This is a genomic window from Arthrobacter sp. 05T410 (assembly GCF_056396505.1).
The window spans coordinates 1-13,323 of record NZ_JBFTLP010000003.1 but is presented as its reverse complement, the minus strand read 5'-3'; the positions used below and the strand labels follow the sequence as shown (position 1 = coordinate 13,323).

Genomic DNA, 13,323 nt, shown 5'->3' with positions numbered 1-13,323 from the left:
GAGCGGCAGCCGCCTAGCGGGAGTCGTCGCCGCGGTCCCGGGCCTGCCGGCCCGTGCGGTAGCCGGACCAGAACGCCAGCAGGAGCAACCCGATGCTGATCAGCGCGACCCCTGCCCAGATCCACGGGCCCATGACCATGAGCCCCTGCAGCACAACGGGCCCCGTGGCCACCGGAGCATACGCTACCCAGCCAAAGTCCTCCTGCGTCACCGGCTGGGCAAGAAGGGCCAGCCCGGCGAGCAGCATGGCCGCGGCAGTGAGCGGCACCGCCACACGGCCCAGCAGATTCTTCCGGGCACGGCCGGTGTTCCGATTCCCCCGCGGCTTCATGGCCATACTGTAACCGTTCGGCGCGGCGAACCGGCTGGGAAACGGCCTACTCGATTATCAGGTCAGGTACGGGCCTGCGCCCTCTTGCCCGCCAGCGAGCCCCCCAAGGTGGAGTTTGAGCGCCCGGCACCGCCGCGCCGCCCCCTGATCACCCGGGCGGACGATCCGGGCACGGCGGCCCGGCCATCGGCGCTGCGGTCCCTGATCAGGCCGGTTCCGGCGATTTCCCTTGCCTGGGCGACGCCGGCAACGGCGGCTTTCTTGGTGGGAAACGTCACTGAGACTGCCATCAGTTGCCCTGCCCCGTCCATCATCCGAATGCGGTAGCCGCCCTCGGGCGCGTCCACGAGCTCAAAATATCCCGCCATTTGCAACACTCCTAGTTCCCTCGTATCCCCCGCCGGGATATTAGTAAGTGTACTTATTTTACGGTGCGGGGAAAGTGCTGAAGGTCCCGCCCTTCGTCCGCCGGCGGTCGCCGCGGCGGGGCCGCGGGGGCCACTGCGGTCGCCGCGGCGGGGATCACGGAAGCGGGGTGTCGCTGCGGCGGACGCCGTCTTCATGCAGTTCCAGCGCGCTCATGACGAGGGCGAAGTGGCTAAAGGCCTGCGGCGTGTTGCCCAGCTGCCGGCCGGTCTCGACGCCCCACTCCTCGCTGAGGAGCCCGACGTCGTTGCGCAGCGCCAGCAGGCGCTCGAACAGCTCCCGGGCCTCATGGCGCCGGCCAGCCCCGATCAGGGCCTCGACCAGCCAGAAGGAGCATGCCAGGAACACCCCCTCCTCGCCGGGCAGCCCGTCATCGCTCTGTGCCGGCAGGTAGCGTCGCAGGAAGCCGTCGTGCGTCAACTCGCGCTGGACCGCATCGATGGTTCCGATGATGCGCGGATCATCCGGCGGGAGGAACCCCACCCGGGGCAGCAGCAGGAGGCTCGCATCCAGCTCCGGCCGCCCGTAGGACTGCACGAATGTGTTGCGGTCGGCGTCGAACCCGTTGGCCATGACCTCGGCGTGGATGGCGTCACGCAGCTCCTCCCAACGGTCCGCCGGGCCGGTCAGGCCGAAGTCCCGGACGCCCTTGACCATGCGGTCCGCCGCTACCCAGGCCATCACCTTGGAGTGCGTGAAATGGCGTTGCGGGCCGCGCATTTCCCACAGCCCGTTGTCCGGCTGGCGCCAGGCCGTCTCCAGATGTTCCATGAGGGCCACCTGGACGTCCCAGGCGTCGTCGGTGTGCTTGAGCAGGGAGTTCCGGGTCAGGGACAGGCAATCGAGGACCTCGCCCCAGACGTCGAGCTGCAGCTGGCCGGCCGCACCGTTACCGGTCCGCACCGGAGCGGAGTTTTCGTAGCCCTTCAGCCACGGCAGTTCGAGCTCCGGCATCCGGCGTTCGCCGTGGAGCCCGTACATGATCTGCAGATCCGCCGGGTCCCCGGCGATGGCGCGGAGCAGCCAGTCGCGCCACGCGCCGGCCTCCTCCGTGTAGCCCGCGGCGAGCAGCGCCTGCAGCGTGAGCGTGGCGTCGCGGAGCCAGCAGAAGCGGTAGTCCCAGTTCCGGGTACCGCCGATCTCCTCCGGCAGGGACGTCGTGACGGCGGCCACGATCCCGCCGGTCGGGGCAAACGTCAGGGCCTTGAGCGTGATCAGCGAGCGCTGGACGGCGTCGCGGTAGCGCCCGGTGACCGTGCACTTCGCCGACCATCGAAGCCAGAACTCCTCGGTCGACGCCAGGACCGTTTCCGGGTTCACCGACCGCGGCCGGCCGAGGTGGCTGGGGCTCCAGGTCAGCACGAAGGGCACACGCTCCCCGGCCTTGACCGTGAAGTCGCTGACGGTATGCATCCGCTCACCGCGCAGGGGCGCCTCGGTCACCAGGTAGGCGGCATCAGGCCCGGCGACGGCGTGGATCCCGAGCTCGTCGTGGCGGACCCACGGCACAATATGGCCGTAGTCGAACCGGAGCGCCAGTTCGCCGCGCATCCGCACCGTGCCGCGGACACCGACCACGATCCGCACGATATCCGCCACCTCGTCGCGGGGCGGCATGAAGTCAATGATCCTGACCTTGCCCTCGGGCAAATCCCACTCGGTTTCCAGGATCAGCGTGCCCTTGCGGTAGCGGCGGCGCGTGCATTCCCCGCCGCCCGCCGGCGCCAGGAGCCACCGGCCGGCCGCGGGGGAATCGAGGAGGGCGCTGAAGCAGGCCGGCGAGTCGAAGCGCGGCAGGCACAGCCAGTCGATGGAGCCTTCGGTGCTGATCAGGGCAGCGGTGTGCAGATCGCCGACCATTGCGTAATCCTCGATGCGTACCATGACACTTACAGTGCCACACCGCCGTCGCCCCCGGCACGGTAGAGGGAGCACGGTGGAGGGAGCATGGCGTCGGCGGAAGGGGAAGGGGCATGGCAGGGCACGTGGCCGCTGTGCGGATCGGCACATCCGGCTGGAGCTATGACCACTGGGACGGGGTCCTCTATCCGCCGGGCCTGCCAGCCCGGGACAGGCTGGCATATTACGCGGCCCGCTTCGACACCGTGGAATTGAATGCCAGCTTCTACCGCTGGCCGAAAGAGGGCTCGTTCGCCAGCTGGCGCCGCCGCCTGCCCGACGGTTTCGCCCTGTCCGTCAAGGCGCCCCGCGGCCTGACGCACGCCAAGAAGCTTTACGCCCCCGAGGTCTGGGCGGACCGGATCACCCGGTGCTGGCACGAACTCGGCGACAAGCGGGCCGTGCTGCTCGTCCAGCTGCCCCCGGGCTTGGCGCGCGACGACGCCCGGCTGGACTACTTCCTGGCGGCTCTGCCCGGCTGGATCCGCGTCTGTGTGGAGTTCCGCCACCCCAGCTGGGACGACGACGCCGTGTACGCCCTGCTGGAACGTCACGGCGCGGCCTACTGCATCATGAGCGGCGCCGGGCTCCCGTGCGTCCTGCGCGCCACCGCGGCGTTCGTCTATATCCGGCTGCACGGCCCCGACCACGACGTCCTGTACGGCGGATCCTATTCCGATGACGACCTGCGCTGGTGGGCGGACCGGATCCGCGAGTGGCAGGCCGGCGGGAAAGACGTCTACGCGTACTTCAACAACGACGGCGGCGGCAACGCCGTCCGCAACGCCGCCACACTGCGCGGGCTGCTGGGTTAGCCGCCACGCTGGTAATCCGGCGTGGCGGGGGCCCGCGTCCGGGGACCCCGCCGGCACAGCCGGAGCCCGGCACTGTGGGAGAGTGGAGGCATGGAATTGGCCTCGCAACCAGCGCAGCAGCTGCCCGTGTCCGGCAACAGGGCCTTCCGGCTCGCCCACTGGGTGTCGGACACCGTCAACGGGTTCCGGCTCAAGACGGCCCGGCGCTGGAAGTTCAGCCCGCAGACAGTCGCCTATCAGGGCTACGGCTCGACCGAGTGGGTCAGGGTACTGGGCCGCGTGGTCCTCACCAGCCGGCCGGTGCCCGGCGGCAAGGCGGAGCGGCTGGCCCTGAACGGCAACCAGAACTTCCGCGGCTGGCGGGCGTTCACGAGCGTCCCGGTCCAGTTCACCGAGGTGGAGATCCAGATCGGCGGCGTCACCACCCGCGTGCATGCGGACCGCGGCGGCCTGGTGGACACCCTGGTTCACGTGGCGTTGACCCCGGGCTGGCATACGGCCGTGCTGCGCGCCGAGGGAACGGAACCGGTCGAGGCCAGGATTTTCGTGATCTCGCCGGACACCAGGCTCGGCATCGTCTCGGACATTGACGACACCATCATGGTCACCGCCCTCCCCCGGCCCTTCCTGGCGCTGTGGAACACCTTCGTCCTGAACGAACGGGCCCGGATGGCGACACCCGGCATGGCCGTCCTGCTGGATCGGCTCCAGGTGGAGCACCCGGAGGCGCCGGTGATCTATCTGTCCACCGGACCGTGGAACGCAGCTCCCACCCTGGCCCGTTTCATCGCCCGGAACCTCTATCCCTCGGGCGCGCTGCTGCTCACGGACTGGGGGCTGACGCACGACCGCTGGTTCCGCAGCGGCCAGGAACACAAACGGCGGAACCTTGAGCTGCTGGCCCAGGAGTTCCCGAACATGCGCTGGCTGCTGTTCGGCGACAACGGCCAGCACGATGAAGAGATTTACTCCGGCTTCGCGCAGAAGCACCCGGACCAGGTGGCCGCGATCGGCATCCGGCAGCTCTCGGCCAGTGAGGCCGTCTTCGCCGGCGGCCACTCCGACACCGGAGACCACTCGGAGTCCTCCGTCCCGTGGTTCTATTCGCCCGACGGCGCGGGGCTCGCCAAGGGCCTGCAGGACTTGGATCTGCTCTAGGTTGACCCGGCTTGAGGGGCGTCAGCTCGCCGGGTGCGGCTCTCCGACGTCGGCGGTTTCGTCCTGCCCGCCGGCGCCGCCGGGCTGCGCTGCGCTGCCGGGCTCTCCGGCGGACGCCGAGCTTCGGGCCGCAATGACCTCCTGGAGCCAGTAGTAGGAGGCCTTCGGCGTGCGGACCTGGGTATCGAAATCGACGTGCACCAGACCGAACGGCTGCTTGTAGCCGGCGGACCACTCGAAGTTGTCCATGAAGGACCACACATAGTAGCCGCGAAGGTCGACGGCCTCGGCGGCGCCGCCGGGACGTGTCGCTTCCAGGGCCGTGCCGATGTGGTCTGCAAGGTAACGCAGGCGCCGTTCGTCCGGGATTATCCGTTGGTTCGCCCCGACAGGCTGGACCACGACGTCCTCGAAACTGGCCCCGCCCTCGGTGATGAAGACCGGGGGCAGATCCGGGTAGCGGTCGGCCATCTCGGCCAGGGCGACGGACATGTATTGGGGCTTGACCGGCCAGCCGTAGGCCGTGGTCTCGGTGTCCGGGAACTGCGCGATGTGGAAGGGCGCACCGGGTGTCCCACTGAGGTCGTCCCCCATGGCCTCGGCCATGCCGGGCGGCACGGCCCCCTCACCCGGACCCGCCCCGACAAGGGTGGGCATGTAGTAGTTCAGGCCGTAGAAATCCAGGGGCTGGGAAATCAGCTCCATGTCTTCGCTGGACGGGCTGAAGGACGACGAAAAGAAGGTGGCGGCCCGGATGACATCCGGGTATTTGCCGAGCAGCACCGGATCGGCGTAGAGCCGGTTCTGCGCCACATCCATGAGTCCGGCACTGACCTTGTCCAGCGGGTTCGCGGTGGCCGGGACCATCGGTGAGTAAACGTTGGTGATGCCGATGTCGCCCGGCACCTTGGCGGCGCGCAGCGCCTGGAGCGCCAGGCCGTGGCCCAGCAGTTGGTGGTGCACGCTGGGGAGGGCCTTGAGCATGAGGGCCTCCCCGGGCGCGTGCATGCCCAGGGCGTAGCCGTTGGTGGTGACTGTGGCGGGCTCGTTGACAGTCACCCAGCGCCTCACGCGGTCCCCGAAGGCAGCCGCGGCGATGGCGGCGAAGTCCCCCAGCCGGTAGGCCGTGTCACGGTTCATCCAGCCGCCGGCCTCATCCAGGGGCAATGGGGTGTCCCAGTGGTAGAGCGTGGCCATGGGGGAAATGCCGTTGGCGAGCAACAGGTCGATCAGCCGGTCGTAGAAGTCCAGCCCGGCAGGGTTCGCGGGCCCGCTCCCGCCGGGCTGGATCCTGGACCAGGACAGCGAAAACCGGTACGAGTCGATCCCCAGCTCCTTCATCAGAGCCACGTCCTCGGGCATCCGGTGGTAGTGGTCGCAGGAAACGGCCGGACTCTGGTCCTCCACGATCGAACCCGGCTTCGCGGCGAAGACATCCCATCCGGAAGGGCCGCGGCCGTCTTCATCGAGTGCACCCTCGATCTGGAAGGCGGAGGTCGCTACACCCAGGGTGAAGCCGGGCGGAAGAAGGGAAGCCAGATCCTTGGCGGAAGCGTTCATCGACGGGGACCTCTATGTAGTTTCGGTGGTTGGTTGACTGATTTTAGGCTCCCCCGGGGGTGAGCGCCACGACCCTGGCCGTTTGACGGACGCGATGCCAACGGCCACTGTTGATCGGTGCACGTGAAAATTGAACAAGGCGTCAACCGCCGGCCGCCATCGGCGCCGCCCAGCCCCGGCCGGCAGACGGCAGCCCTCCTTTGCTTCCTGGCGGTCTCCCATGGGGTGTCCTTCGTGGCGTCGCTGGTCATTATCGGCAACGCCGGCGGCTGGTACGCGGCGGCAGAGAAGGCTCCGTGGACTCCGCCGGGCTGGGCCCTCGGAGCGGTCTGGACGGTGCTCTACACGACAATGGCAGTGGCGGCGTGGCTCGTCTGGCGCCGGGAAACAGGACTTCGCTCCGGGCGCGGCCGGGGGGCCATGACCGTCTACGCCATCCTGCTGCTCGTCAACCTCGCCTGGGCGCCCCTGTTCTTCGGCATGTACCCCATGGCCGGCGGGGCCGCGCTCTGGCTGGCCCTGCTGCTCATCGCCGTCCATGCGGTGGCCGCCGCCGTCACGGTGGTCCGGTTCGGCCTGATCAGCCGGGCAGCGGGCCTGCTCATGCTGCCGTACCTCTCCTGGATCGTGTTCTCGCTGAGCCTGAACGCCTATGCCGCCGCCAGCAACTGATCCTGGCATCTGCTGGTCCCTGCCGTTCAGAACAGCGACGTCTCCGGCCCGAACAGGAAGACTTTGGCGTGCTCCACGGCCTTGCGGAAGGCATCGTTCCGCAGCGTCACGAGCTGCTCAGCCTCATCCAGCGAGGGTTCCAGATACTCCGTGAAGCCGGGCCTCAGCACCCAGATATCACCCGCGGGCGGCAGGTAGAACACGCCGAAGGACCGGTGTTGGCTGTCTTCATCTGTCCAGACCGGGACCACCGCCAGCGCCGCACCCGTGTCGATGTTGATCCATTGCGCACGGGGCAACGGGGCCTCATGCGCCTCCGGGTCCAGGAACGGCGCCGTTCCCTCGCCCCAGCGCGCTTCGAAGCGCTCGTGGAACACCGGCATAAGGTGCGAATCGTAGCGGCGCCATGCGCTCATGGCTGGTCTCCTCCTCAGTGGATGGGGCTGCTGGATGTAACTGCTGGGTGGGTTCCTGCCCGGGTCAGCGGCCTGGCCAAGAGAGTTTCCCCGTCACGGCCCGGGTTCCCAGCGGACGGGGAGCACGCGCACAAGGGGATCCCGACGCCGGATGATGCGCACCGGGATGTCGCGGCTGCCTTGGCCGGCATGGTCGTTCCGGTGCTGGAAGGTGTCGTCCTCGACGGCGGGACGCCAGCCGCCGGCGTCGTACTCCGCCCGGCTCCTGGCGTCCCGCAGCACGGCGAAAGCGTGCAGAATGGCGCCGACATCGGGAGGATCGACGTCAGACTGGCCGACGTCGGGATGGTGCCGGCGCATCAGCGCCCGGAAGGCGCGGCCAATCTCCTGCCGGCCCGCCTCCGGCGAGACGTGCAATAGCGCGTAGTAGCCTCGGGGATCAGGGTTCCTGCCGGGCATGATCGGCCTCCGTTGCATGGAGCCGGAGCCGGAGCGACGCTGCGGGCGCCGCGCCGGCCCGGGGGCTACTTCCCGATCTCCTGCATCTTGTCCTGCGAACGGGTGACTTCAATCTTCCGCGGCTTGGCCGCCTCCGCCACCGGGATGCGGAGCGTCAGGACGCCGTCGGCGTAGTTCGCCTTGACGTTCTCCGTATCCAGGGTGTCGCCGAGGATCAGCTGGCGGCTGAACACTCCACGGGGACGCTCCGAGACCATCAGTTCCACGTCGGGCTGCACCGGATCGCGCCGTTCCGCCCGGACCGTCAGGACATTGCGCTCAATGTCGAGCCCGATCGAGTCGACATTGACCCCCGGAAGATCGAAGGCGACGACGAATACGCCGTCTTCCTGCCATGCGTCCATGGGCATGGGCGCGGGGCGTGCCACCGTCCCGAACACCTGCTGGGCAAGCCGGTCGAAGTCACGGAACGGGTCCGTCCGAATCAACATCATTTCCCACTCCTTCAGCGAGACTTGATCTGCATTCCTTCTACAACCCACCTCAAGTTTTCTGTGGTGGCGGGTATAGATTTTTTATAGCACCGGTGAAACACTGATGCAAGGGAATTTCCGGAACGGGAGGAAGACCATGGCGGACCGAGGCGCGAATTCAGGCCTGTACGCCATCTCGGTCGTGGCGCAGCTGGTGGGCACGGGGCAGCAGAATATCCGGCTCTACGAGCGCCGGGGGCTCCTCGCGCCGGACCGCACCGCGGGTGGCACCCGGCAGTACAGCGACGCAGACCTTGTGGTGCTGCGGCGGATCGGCCAACTCCTGGCAGAAGGGCTTAACCTGGCCGGCGTGGCCAAGGTGATGGAACTCGAGGCCGCCAACGCCCGGCTGCGGGCCGAACTCAAGCGGGCGCGCAGCCGCTGACGGTGCTCAGTCCTGGCTGGTGTCGGCGGTCGAGAGCGTCCCGGTGACCTGTTCGCCCGGAATCCGCGCCGTCCGCCAGGTGTCCAGCGCAATGACGCCGCCCAGGATCACGAGCGAGATCGAGAAGGCGCCCAGGGCATCGGTCATCCAGTGGTAGCCGAGGTACAGGCGGCTGACGGCGGCGAAGAAGATGCCGATCCCCGCCACGATGAAGGCGATAACAGCGGACATGGGGTTCTTCCGGCGCGAAAAGACCAGGTACGTGGTCACCAGCAGGAAGTCGCACGCGCCGAGGACGTGGCCGGACGGAAACGAGAACGTGGAGTCTGCGCCGAAGAGCATGAGGTCGATCGGAGGCCGGTGGCGTTCGACGATGTGGCCGATGATCTGCGCCAGAATGACGCCGGTCAGCATGGCACCGGCCAGGAGCATCGGCCGCCAGGCATGCTTGGCGATCAGGCCCCAGGCCACCGTCACGATCAGGACGATGATTGGCAGGCCGATGGGGCCGAAGATGATCGCCAGGATGATCATGATGATGGTGGTGGGTTCCGCGCGCAGGGTCAGGAGCCAGGTCCGCACGGGCTCATCCGCCGCCGAGATGCCGGCGTGCTGCAGGACTCCGGCGAGGATTACCACGAACAGCACGGCGCCCGCGATCATCAGCACGACGGCGGTCCGGTAGAGATTCCGGCGCGCCGTCACGCTCATGAAGCGCTCCTCCACGACGAACTTTTCGTGGAAGGTCCGCCACCGTCCCTGGGGTTTGCCTGCTTGAGCCTGTGCCATGTCGCTGTGCCGCCTTTGCGCCGTGTTGTGGATGGTCCCCGTTGAAGATTATCCCTGTTATTTACCGGGCGGCGGGCACATGGGCCGCCCGGGCTTCCCGCGGGAGGGTCCAAGGCCGGAGGCCGGTTGCGTAACCCGCCGGCCGGACAGGGCAGGACCTTGCTGTGAGCCGCTTCACAGTGTAGCCTCCAACACAACTTGTGATGCTTATAAAGCAACTCTTAGGAATCAATGATGAGCTGGATGGAGAACAACATGGTCGAGGAAAAGCCTGACGGCGCCGGCGCAGGGCGGAACCGCGGCAAGGTCACCGACGTGGAGACCTACGGCATTGAGCGGATCCCCGAAAAGGACCGCAATGCCAGCGCCTTTGACTTGTTCAGGGTTTCGTTCGGCGGAGCCAACACCTTTGCCACCGCCTTCCTGGGCGCATTTCCGATCCTGTTCGGCCTGTCGTTCTGGCAGGGGCTCGCCGCGACGGTGACGGGCCTGGTTGTCGGCGCCCTCCTGCTGGCGCCCATGGCCGTCTTCGGCCCGACGAACGGAACCAACAACGCGGTGTCCTCCTCCGCCCACCTGGGCGTGCACGGCCGGGTGGTCGGATCATTCCTGTCACTGCTGACCGCGCTGGCATTTTTCTCCATCTCGGTCTGGAGCTCCGGCGATGCCCTGGTCGGCGGGCTGAACCGGCTCGTTGGCCTGCCGCAGGACATGGGCTCGTTCGCCGTCGCCTACGGCCTCTTCGGTGGACTCGTTCTGGTGGTCTGCGTCTACGGGTTCAAGTTCATGCTGCTGGTGAACAAGATTGCCGTCACCGCGGCCACCCTGCTGTTCGTTGTCGGGTTCATCGCCTTCGCGGGCGACCTCAACCTGAACTTCGAGGGTGCCTTCGGCACCGGATTCGACGGCGTCGGCGTCGCAGGGTTCATCCCGGCGTTCATCGGCGCGGCACTGATCGTCATGTCCAACCCCATCTCCTTCGGCGCGTTCCTGGGCGACTGGGCGCGCTACATCCCCACCGCCACCCCGAAGCGCAAAGTCATGGGCGCGGCGCTGCTGGCCCAGCTGGCCACCCTGATTCCGTTCGTCTTTGGCCTGGCCACGGCGTCCATCATCGCCACCAAGGCGCCGGAATTCATGGACCCGGCGGCGCCGAACTACGTCGGCGGCCTGCTGGCCGTCTCCCCGGCCTGGTACTTCATCCCGCTCTGCGCCATCGCCCTGATCGGCGGCATGTCCACCGGGGCGTCCTCGCTGTACGGGACCGGCCTTGACTTCAGCAGCGTCTTCCCGAGGTTCAACCGGGTCCAGGCCACCCTGTTCATCGGGGTCCTGGCGATCGCCTTCATCTTCGCCGGCCGCTTCGCCTTCAACCTCGTCCAGAGCATTTCCACGTTCGCCACCCTGATCGTGACCTGCACCGCGCCCTGGATGGTGGTGATGATCATCGGTTTCATCACCCGCCGCGGCTGGTACGACGCCGACGCCCTCCAGGTGTTCAACCGGCGCCAGACCGGCGGACGGTACTGGTTCAACCACGGCTGGAACCTGCGCGGCATGACGGCCTGGCTGGTCAGCGCCGCCGCCGGGCTGAGCATGGTGAACATGCCCGGCCAGTTCCAGGGGCCCCTGGGCAACCTGGCCGGCGGCGTGGACATCAGTCTGCCGGCATCGCTGGGGCTTGCAGCCGTCCTCTACCTCGGGCTGCTGTGGATCTTCCCGGAGCCGCGCGGAGTGTTCCCGGCCGCCGGGCCGCGCTGGATCCCCTCGAAGGACACCCCGGTGCCGCCGGTCATCGATGCGGCTGGAAACACCGTCGCTGCCGGAACACCGGAGGCAGCCGCGCCGGACTTGCACGGCGACTTCGACACGGAACTGGTGGGCCAGCGGTGACGTGGTTCGATCTCAGCGTTCCGCTGCGCACCGGAATGCCTGTCTATCCCGGCGACCCGGAGGTCCGGATCGCATCGGCACTGACCGTGGAGGCCGACGGCGCCAACGTGCTCTCGCTCGGACTGGGCTCCCATTCGGGTACCCACGCCGACGCACCCCTGCATGTGGGCGACGGCTGGGCAGCTTTGGACGAATTGCCGCTGTCCCTTTTCGGCGGCGTCGCCGAAATCGTGGACGTCCGGGACGTGGCCCGCGGCGGCGCCATCACCGCCGCGCACCTGGCGGGGATCGCCCCGGCGGGCTCCGCCGGAAATCCTGGGGAACCTGGAAATCCGGACAATCCCGAGAAGATCCTCCTGCTGCACACCGGCTGCGCAGCGGCGTGGGGAACGGAGGAGTACCTCAAGCACCCATGGCTGGAGGCCGCGGCGGCGCAACTGATCGTGGACCGCGGCTACCGCGCCGTAGGCCTGGATGCCCTCAGTGTGGATCCAACCTCCCCCGGCGCCACGCACGGCGACCAGCAGGGCAACCAGCACGGCGACCCGGCCGACGGCAGCTTCCCCGCCCACGCCATCCTGGCCGGAAACGGCTGCATCATCGTGGAAAACCTCACCGGACTGGAGCAGGTCCAGCGGGCCACAGACGCAGGATCCGACGTCGAGCTCTTCCTCTTTCCCCTCAATATCCCCGGGGCCGACGGCGCCCCGATCCGGGCCGTGGCCCGGCCGCTGCCGGCTGCGGCGCTGCAGCCGGCAGCGCCCCGCGACCTCAGCCGCGAAGAGGTCCAGGAGGCAGCCGACCGCCTGGTCGCCGCCTTCGCCGCCACGGACACCGAGGCCTACTTTGCGGCCTTCAGCCCGGAGGCGACCTTCATCTTCCATCCGGAAGCCCGGCGCCTTGGGTCCCGCTCCGCCTACCGCACCCTTTGGGACAGCTGGCTCGCCGGTGGTTGGCGTGTGCTCGAATGCCGGAGCAGCGAGCAGGATATCCAGCTCCTCGGGGCTACCGCGGTGTTTTCGCACCGCGTGGCCACGACGGTCCGGGTTGACCGGGACGGTGGCCGCGATACGAGCGATGAACGGGAGACCATCATCTTCTCCCGCGCCTCCGACGGCGGCATTGTTTGCGTCCACGAGCATCTTTCGGCCTGCCCGCAGTGATGCCGGGTGATTAGACTCACTGCGACCACCCGGGCCTGGGTGGATCTGCAGGTCAGCCGCCCGGGCCGCAATCTGCGGGCATTTGGCGTCCGCACGGGCCACGCGCACATGCGGCGTGGTGATTTGACGGGCCAATAAATATGACGTTACTGTTCCTGAATCCATTGGGGCCGACTAGAAGTACTCCAAGAAAGACAGAGCGATGACCACCATTACCGAGCCCATTGAGATCCAGGTCGACAACCGGCGCGTGCTCGACGACCGACTCAACGACGCCGTCCGCGGGCTGCAGCAGCTCGCCATGACAACCGGGACGCACGGCATTTTGCTCACGCGGCACAAGCCGGGCCACTACACCGCGGCCCTCTCCGACCAGGTCCCCTTCGGCATGACCCGGGAACAGGTTCACTAAGCAACCAGCAAACCGGACGCTGAGAGCCGGACTCAAAAGAGCCAGGTCCCGGGCGGCTGAGCATCGACTCGCCGCCCGGGACCTTTTTGGTGCTTAAGGCACTGCCATCCGTCAGTGCCAGTTACCCGTCGTGGTCGGGTTACCAGTCATGGACGGTGCCGTCGACGAGGCGGTTGTAGGGCAGGTAGGCCTGCTGGTAGGGGAACGCGGCGGCGGCTTCTTCGTTGAATTCGACGCCGATGCCGGGCGCCTCGCCGGGGTGGAGGTAGCCGTCGACGAAGGTCATGGATTGTTCGAAGACCTCGTTGGTCGCATCCGAGTGCTGCATGTATTCCTGGATGCCGTAGTTGTGGATCGCCAGGCCCACGTGCAGCTGCGCGGCGAACCCGACCGGGGAGATGTCGGTGGGGCC

General features: G+C 67.8%; 16 protein-coding genes. 7 read left to right on the top strand and 9 right to left on the bottom strand.

Annotated elements, in window-relative coordinates; genetic code table 11:
* Positions 1-13: 13 nt before the first annotated feature.
* The 3 genes from AC1DFR_RS04715 to AC1DFR_RS04705 form a co-directional block, all read right to left on the bottom strand.
* Positions 14-331 carry a hypothetical protein gene (locus AC1DFR_RS04715; RefSeq protein WP_476850260.1) on the bottom strand — a complete coding sequence of 106 codons (318 nt, stop codon included), beginning with the start codon at positions 329-331 and terminating at the stop codon, positions 14-16.
* Positions 332-393: 62 nt separating this feature from the next.
* A complete protein-coding gene (locus AC1DFR_RS04710) occupies positions 394-699 on the bottom strand; it encodes a hypothetical protein (RefSeq protein WP_223913587.1) in 306 nt (101 codons plus the stop codon).
* A gap of 154 nt (positions 700-853) precedes the next feature.
* Entirely contained in the window at positions 854-2,641 is a 1,788-nt protein-coding gene (locus AC1DFR_RS04705) for a glycoside hydrolase family 15 protein (RefSeq protein WP_476850261.1), read from the bottom strand.
* 89 nt (positions 2,642-2,730) lie between these two features.
* Between AC1DFR_RS04705 and AC1DFR_RS04700 the strand changes: the two genes are divergently transcribed.
* Entirely contained in the window at positions 2,731-3,471 is a 741-nt protein-coding gene (locus AC1DFR_RS04700) for a DUF72 domain-containing protein (RefSeq protein WP_476872838.1), read from the top strand.
* A 90-nt stretch (positions 3,472-3,561) separates the two neighbouring features.
* A complete protein-coding gene (locus AC1DFR_RS04695) occupies positions 3,562-4,629 on the top strand; it encodes an App1 family protein (RefSeq protein WP_476872837.1) in 1,068 nt (355 codons plus the stop codon).
* Positions 4,630-4,650: 21 nt separating this feature from the next.
* Here the strand turns inward: AC1DFR_RS04695 and AC1DFR_RS04690 are convergent, their stop codons facing one another.
* Positions 4,651-6,189: a GH1 family beta-glucosidase gene (locus AC1DFR_RS04690; protein ID WP_476855503.1), complete on the bottom strand. Its 1,539-nt coding sequence runs from the start codon at positions 6,187-6,189 to the stop codon at positions 4,651-4,653.
* A gap of 123 nt (positions 6,190-6,312) precedes the next feature.
* Between AC1DFR_RS04690 and AC1DFR_RS04685 the strand changes: the two genes are divergently transcribed.
* Complete coding sequence (locus AC1DFR_RS04685; RefSeq protein WP_476872836.1) at positions 6,313-6,861, top strand: TspO/MBR family protein; 549 nt, start codon at positions 6,313-6,315, stop codon at positions 6,859-6,861.
* A gap of 26 nt (positions 6,862-6,887) precedes the next feature.
* On the opposite strand, the gene AC1DFR_RS04680 is transcribed toward AC1DFR_RS04685, so the two are convergent.
* The 3 genes from AC1DFR_RS04680 to AC1DFR_RS04670 all read right to left on the bottom strand — a co-directional run bounded on the left by AC1DFR_RS04680 (position 6,888) and on the right by AC1DFR_RS04670 (position 8,230).
* Positions 6,888-7,277, bottom strand: a complete 390-nt coding sequence (locus AC1DFR_RS04680; RefSeq protein WP_230007693.1) for a hypothetical protein — start codon at positions 7,275-7,277, stop codon at positions 6,888-6,890.
* A 93-nt stretch (positions 7,278-7,370) separates the two neighbouring features.
* Entirely contained in the window at positions 7,371-7,736 is a 366-nt protein-coding gene (locus AC1DFR_RS04675) for a J domain-containing protein (RefSeq protein ID WP_476872835.1), read from the bottom strand.
* Between the two features lie 65 nt (positions 7,737-7,801).
* The gene (locus AC1DFR_RS04670; protein WP_476850266.1) at positions 7,802-8,230 is read right to left on the bottom strand and encodes an Hsp20/alpha crystallin family protein; all 429 of its coding nucleotides are present in this window, start codon (positions 8,228-8,230) and stop codon (positions 7,802-7,804) included.
* A 136-nt stretch (positions 8,231-8,366) separates the two neighbouring features.
* Here AC1DFR_RS04670 and AC1DFR_RS04665 point away from each other — a divergent pair, with 136 nt between their 5' ends.
* Positions 8,367-8,654, top strand: coding sequence for a MerR family transcriptional regulator (locus AC1DFR_RS04665; protein ID WP_028276131.1), 288 nt, complete (start codon positions 8,367-8,369; stop codon positions 8,652-8,654).
* Between the two features lie 6 nt (positions 8,655-8,660).
* Here the strand turns inward: AC1DFR_RS04665 and AC1DFR_RS04660 are convergent, their stop codons facing one another.
* A complete protein-coding gene (locus AC1DFR_RS04660) occupies positions 8,661-9,443 on the bottom strand; it encodes a phosphatase PAP2 family protein (protein WP_230007696.1) in 783 nt (260 codons plus the stop codon).
* Positions 9,444-9,677: 234 nt separating this feature from the next.
* On the opposite strand from AC1DFR_RS04660, the gene AC1DFR_RS04655 reads away from it, so the two are divergent.
* The 3 genes from AC1DFR_RS04655 to AC1DFR_RS04645 all read left to right on the top strand — a co-directional run bounded on the left by AC1DFR_RS04655 (position 9,678) and on the right by AC1DFR_RS04645 (position 12,911).
* Complete coding sequence (locus AC1DFR_RS04655) at positions 9,678-11,336, top strand: purine-cytosine permease family protein (RefSeq protein ID WP_476872234.1); 1,659 nt, start codon at positions 9,678-9,680, stop codon at positions 11,334-11,336.
* Entirely contained in the window at positions 11,333-12,499 is a 1,167-nt protein-coding gene (locus tag AC1DFR_RS04650; RefSeq protein WP_476872834.1) for a cyclase family protein, read from the top strand. Before AC1DFR_RS04655 ends, AC1DFR_RS04650 begins: the two co-directional genes overlap by 4 nt.
* A gap of 202 nt (positions 12,500-12,701) precedes the next feature.
* Complete coding sequence (locus AC1DFR_RS04645) at positions 12,702-12,911, top strand: hypothetical protein (protein WP_028276129.1); 210 nt, start codon at positions 12,702-12,704, stop codon at positions 12,909-12,911.
* Between the two features lie 139 nt (positions 12,912-13,050).
* Here the strand turns inward: AC1DFR_RS04645 and AC1DFR_RS04640 are convergent.
* Positions 13,051-13,323, bottom strand: a 273-nt coding sequence (locus AC1DFR_RS04640) for an enolase C-terminal domain-like protein (RefSeq protein WP_476872833.1), incomplete at its 5' end; no start/stop codon positions are given.

Excerpts from the sequence above, each read along its gene's own strand:
- AC1DFR_RS04675 (WP_476872835.1), bottom strand. The coding sequence starts at position 7,736 with ATGCCCGGCAGGAACCCTGATCCCCGAGGCTACTACGCGCTATTGCAC.
- AC1DFR_RS04690 (WP_476855503.1), bottom strand. The coding sequence starts at position 6,189 with ATGAACGCTTCCGCCAAGGATCTGGCTTCCCTTCTTCCGCCCGGCTTC.
- AC1DFR_RS04680 (WP_230007693.1), bottom strand. The coding sequence starts at position 7,277 with ATGAGCGCATGGCGCCGCTACGATTCGCACCTTATGCCGGTGTTCCAC.
- AC1DFR_RS04695 (WP_476872837.1), top strand. The coding sequence starts at position 3,562 with ATGGAATTGGCCTCGCAACCAGCGCAGCAGCTGCCCGTGTCCGGCAAC.
- AC1DFR_RS04710 (WP_223913587.1), bottom strand. The coding sequence starts at position 699 with ATGGCGGGATATTTTGAGCTCGTGGACGCGCCCGAGGGCGGCTACCGC.
- AC1DFR_RS04715 (WP_476850260.1), bottom strand. The coding sequence starts at position 331 with ATGAAGCCGCGGGGGAATCGGAACACCGGCCGTGCCCGGAAGAATCTG.
- AC1DFR_RS04705 (WP_476850261.1), bottom strand. The coding sequence starts at position 2,641 with ATGGTACGCATCGAGGATTACGCAATGGTCGGCGATCTGCACACCGCT.
- AC1DFR_RS04700 (WP_476872838.1), top strand. The coding sequence starts at position 2,731 with ATGGCAGGGCACGTGGCCGCTGTGCGGATCGGCACATCCGGCTGGAGC.
- AC1DFR_RS04655 (WP_476872234.1), top strand. The coding sequence starts at position 9,678 with ATGAGCTGGATGGAGAACAACATGGTCGAGGAAAAGCCTGACGGCGCC.
- AC1DFR_RS04645 (WP_028276129.1), top strand. The coding sequence starts at position 12,702 with ATGACCACCATTACCGAGCCCATTGAGATCCAGGTCGACAACCGGCGC.
- AC1DFR_RS04660 (WP_230007696.1), bottom strand. The coding sequence starts at position 9,443 with ATGGCACAGGCTCAAGCAGGCAAACCCCAGGGACGGTGGCGGACCTTC.
- AC1DFR_RS04670 (WP_476850266.1), bottom strand. The coding sequence starts at position 8,230 with ATGATGTTGATTCGGACGGACCCGTTCCGTGACTTCGACCGGCTTGCC.
- AC1DFR_RS04665 (WP_028276131.1), top strand. The coding sequence starts at position 8,367 with ATGGCGGACCGAGGCGCGAATTCAGGCCTGTACGCCATCTCGGTCGTG.